Annotated in this window: 14 protein-coding genes; 7 read left to right on the top strand and 7 right to left on the bottom strand. The window is 72.7% G+C overall.

The features are described from left to right. Positions 1-8: 8 nt before the first annotated feature. Entirely contained in the window at positions 9-272 is a 264-nt protein-coding gene (locus miv_RS27145) for a YARHG domain-containing protein (protein ID WP_048429464.1), read from the bottom strand. Between miv_RS27145 and miv_RS27140 the strand changes: the two genes are divergently transcribed. Then, entirely contained in the window at positions 210-1,058 is an 849-nt protein-coding gene (locus miv_RS27140; protein WP_207179977.1) for a GGDEF domain-containing protein, read from the top strand. The genes miv_RS27145 and miv_RS27140 overlap by 63 nt on opposite strands. A gap of 20 nt (positions 1,059-1,078) precedes the next feature. Here miv_RS27140 and miv_RS27135 read toward each other — a convergent pair whose 3' ends face one another. Together miv_RS27135 and miv_RS27130 are read right to left on the bottom strand one after the other, a co-directional pair. After that, on the bottom strand, positions 1,079-1,576 hold the full coding sequence (locus tag miv_RS27135) for a RidA family protein (protein WP_058616848.1): 498 nt from the start codon (positions 1,574-1,576) through the stop codon (positions 1,079-1,081). A 10-nt stretch (positions 1,577-1,586) separates the two neighbouring features. Continuing rightward, positions 1,587-2,723, bottom strand: a complete 1,137-nt coding sequence (locus miv_RS27130) for an amidohydrolase/deacetylase family metallohydrolase (RefSeq protein WP_207179976.1) — start codon at positions 2,721-2,723, stop codon at positions 1,587-1,589. Between the two features lie 157 nt (positions 2,724-2,880). Here miv_RS27130 and miv_RS27125 point away from each other — a divergent pair, with 157 nt between their 5' ends. From miv_RS27125 to miv_RS27100, 6 genes are all read left to right on the top strand, one after another. Next, a complete protein-coding gene (locus miv_RS27125) occupies positions 2,881-4,464 on the top strand; it encodes an ABC transporter substrate-binding protein (RefSeq protein WP_244748730.1) in 1,584 nt (527 codons plus the stop codon). A gap of 276 nt (positions 4,465-4,740) precedes the next feature. Then, entirely contained in the window at positions 4,741-5,682 is a 942-nt protein-coding gene (locus miv_RS27120; RefSeq protein ID WP_207179975.1) for an ABC transporter permease, read from the top strand. Beyond that, positions 5,679-6,548: an ABC transporter permease gene (locus miv_RS27115; protein WP_425312945.1), complete on the top strand. Its 870-nt coding sequence runs from the start codon at positions 5,679-5,681 to the stop codon at positions 6,546-6,548. Before miv_RS27120 ends, miv_RS27115 begins: the two co-directional genes overlap by 4 nt. Position 6,549: 1 nt before the next feature. Then, complete coding sequence (locus miv_RS27110) at positions 6,550-7,551, top strand: ABC transporter ATP-binding protein (protein WP_207179971.1); 1,002 nt, start codon at positions 6,550-6,552, stop codon at positions 7,549-7,551. Continuing rightward, positions 7,548-8,540, top strand: a complete 993-nt coding sequence (locus miv_RS27105; RefSeq protein WP_244748729.1) for an ABC transporter ATP-binding protein — start codon at positions 7,548-7,550, stop codon at positions 8,538-8,540. The genes miv_RS27110 and miv_RS27105 overlap by 4 nt, the downstream gene beginning before the upstream one ends. Then, positions 8,540-9,442 (top strand): MurR/RpiR family transcriptional regulator, encoded by a 903-nt coding sequence (locus miv_RS27100; protein WP_048429472.1) that lies wholly within the window; start codon positions 8,540-8,542, stop codon positions 9,440-9,442. The genes miv_RS27105 and miv_RS27100 overlap by 1 nt, the downstream gene beginning before the upstream one ends. A gap of 23 nt (positions 9,443-9,465) precedes the next feature. Here the strand turns inward: miv_RS27100 and miv_RS27095 are convergent, their stop codons facing one another. From miv_RS27095 to miv_RS27080, 4 genes are all read right to left on the bottom strand, one after another. Then, positions 9,466-9,759, bottom strand: a complete 294-nt coding sequence (locus miv_RS27095) for a hypothetical protein (protein WP_207179967.1) — start codon at positions 9,757-9,759, stop codon at positions 9,466-9,468. Then, complete coding sequence (locus tag miv_RS27090; RefSeq protein ID WP_048429474.1) at positions 9,756-10,013, bottom strand: hypothetical protein; 258 nt, start codon at positions 10,011-10,013, stop codon at positions 9,756-9,758. Before miv_RS27090 ends, miv_RS27095 begins: the two co-directional genes overlap by 4 nt. Next, complete coding sequence (locus miv_RS27085) at positions 10,010-11,983, bottom strand: DUF4139 domain-containing protein (protein WP_244748728.1); 1,974 nt, start codon at positions 11,981-11,983, stop codon at positions 10,010-10,012. The genes miv_RS27090 and miv_RS27085 overlap by 4 nt, the downstream gene beginning before the upstream one ends. An 87-nt stretch (positions 11,984-12,070) precedes the next feature. Continuing rightward, on the bottom strand, positions 12,071-12,769 hold the full coding sequence (locus miv_RS27080) for a lysozyme inhibitor LprI family protein (RefSeq protein ID WP_207179966.1): 699 nt from the start codon (positions 12,767-12,769) through the stop codon (positions 12,071-12,073). Between the last annotated feature and the right edge of the window lie 44 nt (positions 12,770-12,813).

Raw genomic sequence — 12,813 nt, 5'->3', positions numbered from 1 at the left:
GCGGACCGTTACGGGGCGCACCGCATGGAGCGCTCCATCGACCGGATGCTGTCGACCTCGGCACGGTCGCGGGCGGAGAGCGGCACGTCGGCCTGGTTGTCGAACCGGCAGCCGGCATTGCCGAAGCTGCGGATGGCGTTCGCCGTCTTGAAGCAGTAGCCGGCTTCCTTGTAGATCAGGTTCCGCTGATACCACAGTTCGTCGCACGATTGTGCCAGGGCCGGAAGCGTTCCGGCCAGGACGATCGACGCGGCGGCAGCCATTCTCTTCATCACGACACCCATCGTTGCGCGAGACGATGCGACCCGAGCCGGCATGGCGCATCGGGCACGCGGCGCAGGTCTCGCATCCCGCCCGCGCGATGGCAAACCGCCGCGCCGGCCCGGCCTGCCGGGGGCGTCGGTCACCCTCCCGGCGCCGACGAAAGGGAGGCGCCGGGTGATGGCGCGTATCACCGTGCTCTGTCGTCACAAAGGCGTGGTCCTCCTCCCGCCTGGACCCGCCGCCTCGTCCAGGTCGCGCTCACCGATATCGGCGACAACAAGCGGGAGGAGGTCCGCCTCGAGGCCCTGTGCCTCACCGATCCCCTCACCGGCCTCCTCAACCGCACCGGCTACGAGGCCGAGCTCGACCGGCTCGAGACCGACCGGGCCGTGCCGGTCTCGGTGATCGTGGCCGACCTCAACGGGCTGAAGACCACCAACGACCGCTGGGGCCACGAGGCCGGCGACGCCCTGATCCGGCGGTTCGGCGATCTCCTGGCCGAATGCGCTCCGGGCGGCGCCATCGCGCGGATCGGCGGCGACGAGTTCGTCGTCCTCCTGCCGCTGACCGGCCCGGAGGCGGCGGACGCCCTGATGCGCCGGATCCTGGCGGCGCTCGACGCCGCGGCGGGTTCCGGCTCCACCGCCCCCAGCGCGTCCCTGGGTTTCGCCACCTGGACCGGCGACGGCCCGCCCCGCGCGGTCTTCGCCCGGGCGGACGCGCAGATGTACGCGGCCAAGCGCCGGCACTGCGCGGCCTGCGCCCACGTCCCGGAGCCGCCGCGCCCGCATTGAGGCGGCGACGGAACGGGCGGTCAGGGCGCGATCGGGGGGATCGGCGCGATCTGGAGGATCGGCGCGATCTGGAGGATCGCCTCGACCTCGACCGTCATGGCGTTGGGCAGCGAGCCCATGCCGACCGCCGAACGGGCGTGGCGGCCGGCCTCGCCGAGCACGTCGACCAGGAGGTCCGAGCAGCCGTTGATCACCTTCGGGTGGTCGGCGAAATCGGGCTCGGCGTTGACCATGCCCAGAAGCTTCACCACCGCCGTGATGCGCGACAAATCGCCGAGCGCCGCCTTGGCGACGGCGAGGAGCTGGAGACCGGCGAGCTGCGCGTCGGCGTAGCCCTCCTCGATCGTGGCGTCGCGGCCGAGCCGCCCGGGGCGGTAGGTGCCATCGGGACGCTTCGGCCCCTGGCCCGAGAGGTAGAGGAGGTCGCCCACGATGCGGAACGGCACGTAGTTGGCGACCGGCACCGGTACCTGCGGCAGGGTCAGGCCGAGCTCGGCGAGCTTCTGTTCGGGGGTCATCGTCGATCCTTCAGTGGGCGTGGAAGACGGCACCGTCGATGATCGTCGCGGCGGCCGACAGGCGCTGCTCGCCCATCAGATGCGCGCCCGTCGAATCGACGTAGTCGAAGCGGCCCTCGTCGAGGGAGAGGACCGAGGCGTCGCCGGCCGCACCCGTCCGGAAGGTGCCGAGATCGGAGCGCGAGAGGGCGCGGGCCGGGTTGTCGGTCGCGGCGCGGATCACCTCGTCGAGCGGCATGCCGAGGCAGAGGAACTTCGACATCGTGGTGAGGAGGTCGAAGGCCGGGCCCTCGATGCAGAGGGCGTGCACGTCCGACGAGATGCAGTCCGGCGGGAAGCCGTTGTCCAGCATGGCCCGGCCGACCGAGAAGGCGAAGGACCCCATGCCGTGGCCGATATCGAAGATCACGCCGCGGGCGCGGGCCTCCAGCACCTCGGGGCGGACGCGGCCGTCGGCCGTGACCGGGGTGTTGGGGAACGGCCGGAAGGCGTGGGTGAGGATGTCGCCGGGGCGCAGCCGCTCCAGCACCTCGGCCAGCGTCGGCGGCGGCTCGTCGATATGGACCATCAGCATCATGCCGGCCGCGTCCGCGACCTGCCGGGCGATGTCGAGGGGCACGATGCCCGACGTGCCGCCGGCATTGCGCCCGACCCGGACCTTGAGGCCGCCGAGCACGTCGCGATGGGCCAGCGCGACCTCGAGGGCGGCGGGCGCCGAGAGGAGCCGCTGGTCGCCGCTCTCGCCGACATTCACCCGCTTCGAGAAGGCGTAGATGCCGGCGAAGGACACGCTCATCAGCGGGATGATGCGCACCGGCGAGGGCTCGATGACGTGGCGGCGAAAGCCCGGAAAGTTGCCGGGGCCGGCGCTGCCGGTATCCACGAAGGTCGTGACCGCGCCCGAGCGGGCGAGCGCCGGCGCGTCGACCCCGAGCGAGGTGCCGCCCCAGTAGACGTGGGTGTGCAGGTCGATGAGGCCCGGGGTGACGAGGCGCCCGGCGCAGTCGTGCACCGTCCGGGCCGAGGCGGAGAGGCCCTCCCCGAGGGCCGCCACCTTGCCGTCCGCGAAGGCGACGTCGGCGACGCGGTCGATGGACTGGGACGGGTCGACGACGCGGCCGCCCGCGAGCACGAGATCGAAGGTCATGAGTTCCGCTGGCTGGCGAGGTTGCGAAAAAAATTTACACAGCGATCGTGAAGGGTGCAACGCGAAAACGACGGTGTACGCGAAATCCAGCCATTGACGCTTGACGATGCGTTCGAACGTGAAATAATTTTACAAAAGCGCAGTCCAGGAGACGTCCATGGCCCCCACCGACCGCCCGCGCCCCGGCCTGACCCGCCGCGCCCTCGCGACCGGCCTCGCGCTCGGCCCCCTGGTGCCGGTGCGGTCCTTCGCGCAAGGAGGCGGCACCGCGGCCGGCGGCATGACCGGCGGCATGGGCAGCGTCAACCTGGCGATGGTGGGCGAGCCGCAATCGCTCGACCCGATGGCCTCGACCGCCGACCTCGTCGCGACGATCATGCAGCACGTCTTCGAGCCGCTCTACACGTTCGACGCGAGCTGGGCGGTGCAGCCGATGCTGGCCGCCGCCCTTCCGACGATCAGCCCGGACGGGAAGACCTACACCATCGCCTTGCGCGAGGGCGTACCGCTCCATAACGGCCGGGCACTCGATTCCGAGGACGTCGTCGCCTCGCTCAAGCGCTGGATGGAGATGACGCCGCGCGGCAAGGGCATCGCGGCCGGGCTGACGAGCCTCTCCGCGAAGGGCCCGCACGCGGTCGAGATCGTCCTCAAGGCGGTCAATCCGGCCTTGCTCGCCCATCTCGCCCTGCCCTCGGGCTTCGCCGCCATCATGGCCCGCGAGGCGATCGCCAACCCGCTCACCGAGTTCGTCGGCACCGGTCCCTACCGGTTCAAGGAGCGCCGGCCCGACCAGTTCGTGGTCCTGACCCGCCACGATTCTTATGCGGCCCGCAGCGAGGCCCCGAGCGGCTATGCCGGGCGCCGCACCGCCGCGATCCCCGAGCTGCGCTTCATCCCGGTGCCGAACGCCAACACCCGGGTCGAGGGCGTCGTCGCCGGCCAGTACCACTTCGCCGACCAGCTTCCCGTCGAGAGCAACGGGCGCATCGCCAAGGCGTCGGGCGCAAAGCCGGTGCTGACGATGCCGTTCGGCTTTCCCTACCTCGTGCTCAACACCAGGCAGGGCCCCTGCGCCGACCTCAAGGTGCGCCAGGCGCTCCAGATGGCGCTCAGCGACACCGAGCTCCTGATGGCGGCCTTCGGCGAGGAGAAGTTCTTCGAGGCGACGGGCAGCCACTTCCCGAAGGGCTCGCCCTTCCACTCGACGGCCGGCACCCAGGCCTACGACCGGGGCGACGACAAGGGCGCCAAGGCGCTGCTGGCGGAGGCCCGCTACGACGGCACGCCGATCCGCATCCTCAACTCGAAGCAGTACGACTTCCACAACCGCATCGCGCTCGTCATGGCCGAGGAGCTGCGCGCCGCCGGCTTCAAGGTGACCCTCGACGTGGTCGACTGGGCGACGCTCGTCTCCCGCCGCGGCGACCCGGGGCTCTGGGACGTCTACGTCACCCACTCGGCCTTCCTGCCGGAACCCATGCTGACGCCGCCGCAACTCGGCGACGGCGCCCCGGGCTGGTGGGACACGCCGGCGAAGAAGGCGGCCTTGTCGGCCTTCAACGCCGAGACCGATCCGGGGAAGCGCGGCGCCCTGTGGGGACCGGTGCAGGAGGTGATCTATCGGGAGGTGCCCTACATCCGCGTCGGGAACTTCGCGGCCCTGTCCGGCCTCTCCGGCAAGCTGAAGGGTTTCGCGCCGATGCCGTGGCCGGCCTTCTGGAACGTCGAGGCGGCGTGAGGCGGAACGGGGCAGCGCGACGGACCGGCCTATGCGTCGTCGTGAGCCCCACCCTATCCCGGGCGACTGAAGCGACAGCGGAAGGAGATCCGGGATCCAGCAGAGGAAGTGCCGCGAAGCGGCTCCGCTGATTGCATCGTTGCGGACGAACGGACGCTTCGCGACGTCTTGCGCTGGTTCCCGGATCTCCTTCCACTTCGTTTCAGTCGTCCGGGACAGGGGAGCGTTTTGGCGGACGGCTGCGATCCGCAGAAATATGTTTTGGAAGGCAGCCCGATGTGGATCTCTCTCGCCCGCCGGCTCGGCGGCCTCCTGGTGGTGCTGTTCCTGGTCGCCACGATGGTGTTCTTCCTCACCCGGCTCGCCCCCGGCGATCCGGCGGCGATCATGCTGGGCGACCAGGCGACGCCCGAGGACGTCGCGCGGCTGCGCGCCACCTTCGGGCTCGACCGGCCGCTCCTCGTGCAGTTCGCCCTGTGGCTGAAGGAGATCGCCACCGGCAATTTCGGCCGCTCGATCTTCCTGCAGCAGCCGGTCACCACCGTGCTGTGGGACCGGGCCGAGCCGACCTTCTTCCTCGCCCTGTTCTCGGTCACCATCGCGGCCCTCGTCGGCGTCCCGGCCGGCATCGTCTCGGCGGTCTGGCGGGGGCGGATCGTCGATCAGGTGGTGAGCGGGCTGGCGCTGCTCGCCGCCAACGTGCCGAGCTTCTGGCTCGGCCTGATCCTGATCCAGCTCTTCGCCGTGCGCCTCGGCTGGTTCCCGGTCGCGGGCTACGGCGCGCCCGGCGCGGGCCTGCCCGAGCGCCTCGAGCACCTGGTGCTGCCCTCCCTCGTCCTCGGCATCGTCAACTCGGCGCTGATCACCCGCTTCACCCGCGCCTCGATGCTCGACGTGCTGTCGAACGACTACGTGCGCACCGCCCGCTCCAAGGGCCTGCCGGAGAGCCGGGTGGTCCTGCGCCACGCCTTCGGGACGGCGCTGGTGCCGATCGTCACCGTGCTCGGCCTCACCGTCGCGCTGCTCATCGGCGGGGCCATCGTCACCGAGACGGTGTTCGGGCTGCCGGGCATCGGCAACCTCGTGGTCTCGGCGGTGCTGCGGCGCGACTACCCCGTCATCCAGGGCGCACTCGTGACGGTGGCGGGCCTCTACGTCCTCATCAACCTCGCGGTCGACCTCCTCTACCGCCTCGTCGATCCGAGGGTGACCGCGTGACCGGCGCCGCGACCAGCCCCATGAACGCCCCCGCCCTCCTGTTCCTGCGCCGCCTCTTCCGGCGCAAGCTCGTCCTCGTCGCGGCCCTGGTGCTGCTCGCGATCGTCGTGGTGGCGCTCGCCGCCCCGTGGGTCTCCCCCTTCGATCCCGGCGCGATGCGGGTGGTGCGCCGCCTGCGCCCGCCCTCGCCCGAGCACTGGTTCGGCACCGACGAGCTCGGCCGCGACGTGTTCTCGCGGGTCGTCTACGGCGCCCGGGCCTCGCTCGGCATCGGGTTCTCCGTGGTGCTCGCCTCCTGCCTCGTCGGGACCGTGTTCGGGATCCTGGCCGGCTACGAGCGGCGGCTCGACGGGCCGATCATGCGGGTGGTCGACGCCCTGATGGCGCTCCCCGACATCCTGCTCGCCATCTTCCTCGTCGCGGTGCTCGGCGCCTCCGCCGGCAACGTCGTGCTGGCGCTCGCCATCGTCTACACGCCCCGGGTGGTGCGGGTGGTGCGCGCCTCGACGCTGGTGGTGCGCGAACTGCCCTTCGTCGAGGCCGCCCGGGCGCTCGGGGTCGGCACGCCGCGGATCCTCGCCGTGCACATCCTCCTGAACGTCGCCTCGCCGATCCTCATCCAGGCGACCTTCATCTTCGCCTACGCGGTCCTGGCCGAGGCCGGTCTGTCGTTCCTCGGTGCCGGCGTCCCGCCGGAGATCCCGACCTGGGGCACGATGATCGCGTCGGGCCAGCAATATGCCGACCGGGCCTTCTGGACCGTGCTCTATCCGGGGCTGGCCATCGTGCTCTCGGCCCTCTCGCTCCAGATCCTCGGCGACGGCCTGCGCGACATGCTCGACCCGAAGCTGCGCAAGGCGGTGTGAGATGACGCAGGCTCTTCTCGCGATCGAGGACCTGGAGGTCCGCTTCGGTACGGAGGACGGCGAGGTCGCCCCCGTCACCGGCGTCGACCTCTGCGTCGCCCCCGGCGAGACCGTCGCGCTCGTCGGCGAATCCGGTTCCGGCAAGTCGGTGTCGAGCCTCGCCGTGATGGGGCTGCTGCCGCGCCCGGCCGGCCGCGTCGCGAAGGGCCGCATCCTCTACCGGACCAAGGCCGGCGAGACGATCGACCTCGCCGCGGCCCCGCCCGACCGGGTGCGGCGGTTGCGCGGCGCCGAGATCGCGATGATCTTCCAGGAGCCGATGACGAGCCTCAACCCGGTGCTGACCGCCGGCGAGCAGATCGCCGAATCGGTGCGGCTCCACCTGCGGCTCGACCGGCGGGCGGCGTTGCGCCGGGCGCAGGAGATGCTGGACCTCGTCGAGATCCCGGCCGCGGCCAAGCGCCTGCACGACTATCCGCACCAGATGTCGGGCGGCATGCGCCAGCGGGTGATGATCGCGCTCGCCATGGCGTGCCACCCGCGCCTCCTCATCGCCGACGAGCCGACGACCGCCCTCGACGTGACGATCCAGGCCCAGATCCTGGCGCTGATCGACCGGCTGCGGCGCGAGACCGGGATGGGCGTGCTGTTCATCACCCACAATCTCGGCGTGGTGGCGGAGGTCGCCGACCGGGTGGCGGTGATGTATGCCGGCCGCATCGTCGAGACCGGGCCGGTCGGCGACCTGTTCCGCCATCCGCGCCACCCCTACACGGCGGGCCTGCTCGATTCGCTGCCGGCGCGGGCGACCCGCGGCCCGGACGGGCGCCGGCACGTCCGCGCGATTCCCGGCTCCCTCGGGCGGGCCGCCGCGATCCGCGACGCTTGCGCCTTCTCGCCCCGCTGCGAGCGGGTGCGGGAGGAATGCCGCACCACCCCGCCGCCGCTCGAGGCGATTACCCCCGGGCGCGCCGCCCGCTGCCTGTTCTGGAGGGAGATGTGAGCGCGGAACGTCTCGGGCCCGCCTCGGGCGATCCCATCCTGGCCGTCGAGGGCCTGACCAAGCGCTTCGGCCGCCCACCGGCCGAGGTACGGGCGGTGGAGCAGGTGAGCTTCACGGTCGCCCCCGGCGAGGTGGTCGGGCTGGTGGGCGAATCGGGCTCCGGCAAGTCGACGATCGGGCGGCTTTGCCTGCGCCTCGTCGACCCGACCGGCGGCACGATCCGCTTCGAGGGCGAGGACGTCTCGGGCCTGCCGGAGCGCCGCCTGAAGCCCCTGCGGCGGCGGGCGCAGATGATCTTCCAGGACCCCTATGCCAGCCTCAACCCGCGGCTGCGGGTCTCCGGCATCCTGGGCGAGGCGCTCGACGCCCACGGCCTCGCCCGGGGCCGGCGCCGGGAGCGCATGGCCGAGCTCCTCGACCTCGTCGGCCTGCCCCCCGAGCATCTCGACCGCTTCCCGCACGAATTCTCCGGCGGCCAGCGCCAGCGCATCGGCATCGCCCGGGCGCTCGCCGTCGAGCCGAGGCTGATCGTCGCCGACGAGCCGGTCTCGGCCCTCGACGTCTCGGTGCAGGCCCAAGTGCTCAACCTGCTCCAGGACCTGCGGGCGCGGCTGAACCTCGCGATGCTGTTCATCTCGCACGACCTCGACGTGGTCGAGCTGCTCTGCGACCGGGTGGTGGTGCTCTATCTCGGCCGCGTCATGGAGATCGGGCCGACCGCCGAGGTGGTCGCGCGCCCGCGCCACCCCTATACCCGGGCGCTGCTCGCGGCCTCGCCGAAGGCCGATCCCGATGCGCCGCGCATCGCGCGGCTCCTCAAGGGCGACATCCCGAGCCCGATCGCGCCGCCGTCGGGCTGCGTCTTCCGCACCCGCTGCCCGCTCGCCGTCGAGGCCTGCGCGCACGCCGTGCCGCCGATGCGCGAGGCCGGGGACGGTCACCGGTTCGCCTGCCTGCGCGACGCCTCCGAGATGCGGGAGGCGGCCTGATGGCGGACGGCACGGAGGCCGGCTCCTCCTCCGACCTGCTGCGCAACCTGCGCGAGACGCTGGAGAGCCTGCCCGAGACGCAGGCCCGGATCGCCCGGATGATCGTCGCCGATCCCGAATGGGTGGTCCAGACCGGGGTCGAGCTCCTGGCCGAGCGGGCCGGGGTGAGCGCGCCGACCATCGTGCGCTTCGCCCGCGCGGTCGGCTGCGAGGGCGTGCGCGACATGAAGCTCAAGCTCGCCGGCTCGCTGGCGCTGGGCACCCCCTACGTCCACCGCAGCGTCCGGCCGACCGACGCCCCCGGCGAGGTGGTGCGCAACGTCGTCGGCAGCGTGACCTCGATGCTGGCCGAGTGGCAGTCGAGCATCGATCCCGAGCGGATCGAGGCGGCGGTGGCGGCGATCCGCGCGGCCGGGCGCGTCGACACCGCCGGCACCGGCGCGACCTCGCATTTCCTCGCCCACGACCTCCACGCCCGGCTCTTCCGGCTCGGCATCCCGTCGAACTCGTTCTCCGACGCCCATCTCCAGCTCACCGCGGCGTCCTGCCTCGGCGAAGGCGACGTCCTGGTGGCGATCTCCTTCGTCGGGCGGATGCCGGCGCTCCTGCGCACCGTCGCGGTGGCCCGCCGGGCCGGGGCCACGGTGGTGGCCATCACCCGCACCGGCACGCCGCTCGCCCGTGCCGCCGACATCCTGCTCGCGGTCGACGTGCCGGGGGACGCGACGATGCGGGTCGGGACCGACGCGACCATCGCGCAGACCATCGTGATCGAGATCCTGAGCGTGCGGCTCGGCCTCGTCCTCGGCGACGGCGCGGCGCGCCGCCTCGCTGCCGTCCACGACCTCCTCCAGAGCGCGCAGCTCGACAGCGACGATGCGCCGGAGCCCGGCTGGGAGTGAGGCGCCGGCGCCCCGGCGCGCCCTCACGGATGGCGGCGCCAGCCCGGATCCTCGCGCTTCCTGCGCGCGATCGTCATCAGCTCGCCGCGCACCCGCTCCGTCGCCGTGAACGGGATGTCGAAGTTCGTGCCGACCTCGATCAGGCCGTGCACGTACGGGTAGTCCGGGTCGTCGACGCCGCTGTCGATGAAATCGAGCACCCAGGCGTAGATCGCGTCATGGTCGGCGGGATCGGGATCGTCCTGGACGACGAACCTGCCGAGGTCCCTCCACTCGCGGCGCAGGAAGGCCCTGTCCTGGTCGGTGATCGGCGTCATCGACGGGGCGCTCCGGCGGTCGAACGCGCGTCTTCCTCCAGCATCGCCCGCAGCAGGTCCCCCCGGGCGAGGCCGCGCTCGACCGCGATCCGGTCGACGAGGCGCAGGGCCCGCAGGGCCGGGGACCGGTCCGCCGGCAGGAAGACGTCGAGGTCCCGGCCCAGGCGATAACCGACGGCGCCGCTGCCGAGGGCGACGGCGACCAGGATCCCGAGCTTGAGGCCGATCGAGCCCATCGCGAGAAGCGCCGTCATGGCCGGGCCTCGCGTCCCGACAGCTCCGCGATCAGCGCGCGGACACGGGCCTCCCGGGTCCTCAGGCGCTCCCGCGCCTCGCCTTGCGTCGTGCCGAGCCTCGCAAGCTCGTCCTCCTGGGCGCCCATCTGGGCGAGGTAGCGCCGGGCGAGTTCGCTGTCCTTCGGGACGACGCCGAGATTGCCGCGGATACGCTCCTGCTCGGCCGCGATCGTCGCGATGCGCTCGGCGATCTCGGCGATCTCGCGGGTCGCCGCCTGGCTGTCGGCGCGGGCCTGGGACAGGGCCTTGAGGCCGCCCGCCAGGGCCGGGTCGTCGGCGAGCGCGCTCCAGCTCACCAGCATCCCGGAATCGGCCTCGGCGAGGGCGTAGGTGTCGGTCTGGACGCGCTCCAGCACCGCCCGCGCCTCGGCCGTGCCTGCGGCGGCCACATCGAGCGTCAGCCGGTAGGCGGTCGGGGTCTCGCCGTCGCGGGCCGGGGACGAGAAGGTCCAGCCGTCGCGGCGCGGATGCTCGATGACGACGGTGCGCGGCGCGTCGGGCGCGCCCTTCACGGTGTAGACCGTCTCCTCGCGCGAGCGCGCGGTCGCCCGGACCGCGCCGTCGACGACCGTGATCCGGGTCAGCACCTCGGCGGGCTTCGTCTCGGCCCGCACGCCGACCTTCCGGTCGGCCGCGAAGGCGGCGAAGCGCTGCTCGCCGGCCGGGGTCGCGGGCAGCCGCGCGTCGCCGACATAGCCGAGCGCGCGATCGTAGACGGTGAGGATGCCCGGCGGCAGCGTCGTGCCGGTCCCGTTGCGGAGCATCAGGGCGGCGATCGGGTGGAGGCCCTGCCCGGGTTTCCACAGCGCGATCCGGGACGCCTCGATCTCGGTGTCGAGGATCGGCACCGAGAGCGTGCGGCCGACCCCGAGATCGACCGGGTGGGGCAGCCGGAAGGTCGCCGCCACGTCGCCCTCCGCCGGCTGCGCCGCCACCGCGGCCGGCGCGGCCTCGTAGCGCGCGTCGACGGCGCGCCGGCTGCGGTCCATGCGCTCCATCGGGGCCGGCAGCGGCGGCGCGGCCGCCCGCGCGGCGAGGGGGCCGGCATCGAGGTCGGGCAGGCCGAGATTCTCGACCGGCAGCGGCGCCTCGGGGCGGCGGTGCCAGTACCGCCGGTGCAGGCGCTGCTGCAGCGTCACCGGCGCGCCGGACGACAGGGTGACGTCCACCCCCTTCCAGTCCTCGCCGAGGGCGTTCTCGATGATCGCCCAGGCCTGCAGGTTCGCCCGGCCGTCGCCGTGATCGACGACCCGGTAGCTCGTCTTCCAGACCGGGGCGGCGACCACGTAGGTCAGGCGCACCTCGCGCGCGCCGGTGCCCGACAGGGCGATCTCCACCCGGCGCGCCCCGCTCGCCTTGGCCCGGCCGGCCACGTCGACGACCTCGGCGATCCGCGCGACCATCGCGGGGTCGCGGATCGTCACCGTCAGGCCGTCGTCGACCCGCACCGAGTCGAGGGCGCCGGACGCGGTCATCACGGAGAGAACCCGCACCGTCCCGGTCTCGGAGCCGGCCTCGCGCTCGGACAGGCCGAGCACCCGGCCCTCGAGCACTCGCCCGCCGCTCTCGATCCGGACCTCGACGCCCTGGAGCTTGCCGGCGAGCTGGGCGGAGGACGACAGGTCGTCCGCCGTGAAGGGAAGGGTGCGCAGGATCTCCTCGACCTGGTCCTCGCCGTCGAGCCGCATGGCGCCGACCGCGCCCTTGGGATCGCGCACCACCAGGCTCTTGAGGATGTCGTCGATCTGGTCGGCCCTGACGTCGATGGCGATCGTCGCGTCGCCCTCGACCGAGCCGGCGAGCGTGACCTCGGCGAGGCCCCCGCTCGAGAGCGTGACCTCGCGGATGACGCCCGTGGCCGCCATCAGGGGCGGCGCCGCGGCGATCATGAGCAGGAGCGTGCCGGCGAGCAGCAGCTGATGTGTCACGAGGAATCCTCCTGGTCGGGGCGGGCCGCCTCTCCCCCGCGAGGATGGCGGCGCGATCGGGGCATCCATCGGGCGGACAGGCGATCCTCAGCGGGCCGCCGCCGCGGGCGTGACGAAGAAGTAGGTGCCGTCGACCGAGCCGTTGAGCCCGCAGTAATCCGCGGTCCCCTCCGCCTCGCCCTTCCCCGGAACGGCGCCGAGCGTCAGCGTCTCGCCCTCCCGGGCGAGCGTGAGGGTGGACCCGTCCTCGCCGAGGGACACGGTGAGGAGGTCGCCGGCGAGCCGTCCCTTGCCCTCCGCGCCGCAGGTCCAGCGGGCGGTGATCGGCTCGTTGGCGTCGACCTTGACGGCGAGGCCGCCATCGGTCCCCGGCGTCACCGTCACGGTGCCGAAGAGGTTGCTCCAGGTCCCGGCGAGGCGTCCCGGCGGCGGGACGCGCAGGCTGCGCAGGAAGGCGATGCGGTCCTCGATCTCGCCGAGCAGCAGGGCCGCCGGATCCTTGTCGCCGGTGGAAAAGACGCGCTCGCGCGCGGCGAGGAAGCGCTTCTCGTCCACGAGGAGGAGCGCCCCCGCCTCGGGGGCGAGGGTCCGGCGGGCCTCCTGATAGGCGGCCGACAGCGCGGCGTCGGCCTTGGCCAGCGGGGCGCTGGCGCAGATCGTCCGCTCGATCCGCGAGGCGGCCTTCGCGCAGTCGAAGGACGGCTGGGCCGCCAGGGCCGGGGATGCGCCGAGGATCGTCCCGGCGAGAAGGAGCCTCGGGATGATCGTCCTGTCCAGCGCCTGCATGGTCGTCCGGTCTCCGTCAGGGTGAGGGGGATGAGGCGGTCGGA

Source organism: Methylobacterium indicum, assembly GCF_017347565.1.
Lineage (GTDB): Bacteria > Pseudomonadota > Alphaproteobacteria > Rhizobiales > Beijerinckiaceae > Methylobacterium > Methylobacterium indicum.
The sequence above is the reverse complement of the archived record's forward strand: the minus strand, read 5'-3'. Positions and strand labels throughout refer to the sequence as shown.

Bases quoted from the DNA above. Each gene is read 5' to 3' on its own strand.
- miv_RS27120 (WP_207179975.1), top strand. From the start codon at position 4,741: ATGTGGATCTCTCTCGCCCGCCGGCTCGGCGGCCTCCTGGTGGTGCTG.
- miv_RS27090 (WP_048429474.1), bottom strand. From the start codon at position 10,013: ATGACGGCGCTTCTCGCGATGGGCTCGATCGGCCTCAAGCTCGGGATC.
- miv_RS27145 (WP_048429464.1), bottom strand. From the start codon at position 272: ATGAAGAGAATGGCTGCCGCCGCGTCGATCGTCCTGGCCGGAACGCTT.
- miv_RS27110 (WP_207179971.1), top strand. From the start codon at position 6,550: ATGACGCAGGCTCTTCTCGCGATCGAGGACCTGGAGGTCCGCTTCGGT.
- miv_RS27095 (WP_207179967.1), bottom strand. From the start codon at position 9,759: ATGACGCCGATCACCGACCAGGACAGGGCCTTCCTGCGCCGCGAGTGG.
- miv_RS27130 (WP_207179976.1), bottom strand. From the start codon at position 2,723: ATGACCTTCGATCTCGTGCTCGCGGGCGGCCGCGTCGTCGACCCGTCC.
- miv_RS27125 (WP_244748730.1), top strand. From the start codon at position 2,881: ATGGCCCCCACCGACCGCCCGCGCCCCGGCCTGACCCGCCGCGCCCTC.
- miv_RS27100 (WP_048429472.1), top strand. From the start codon at position 8,540: ATGGCGGACGGCACGGAGGCCGGCTCCTCCTCCGACCTGCTGCGCAAC.
- miv_RS27135 (WP_058616848.1), bottom strand. From the start codon at position 1,576: ATGACCCCCGAACAGAAGCTCGCCGAGCTCGGCCTGACCCTGCCGCAG.
- miv_RS27080 (WP_207179966.1), bottom strand. From the start codon at position 12,769: ATGCAGGCGCTGGACAGGACGATCATCCCGAGGCTCCTTCTCGCCGGG.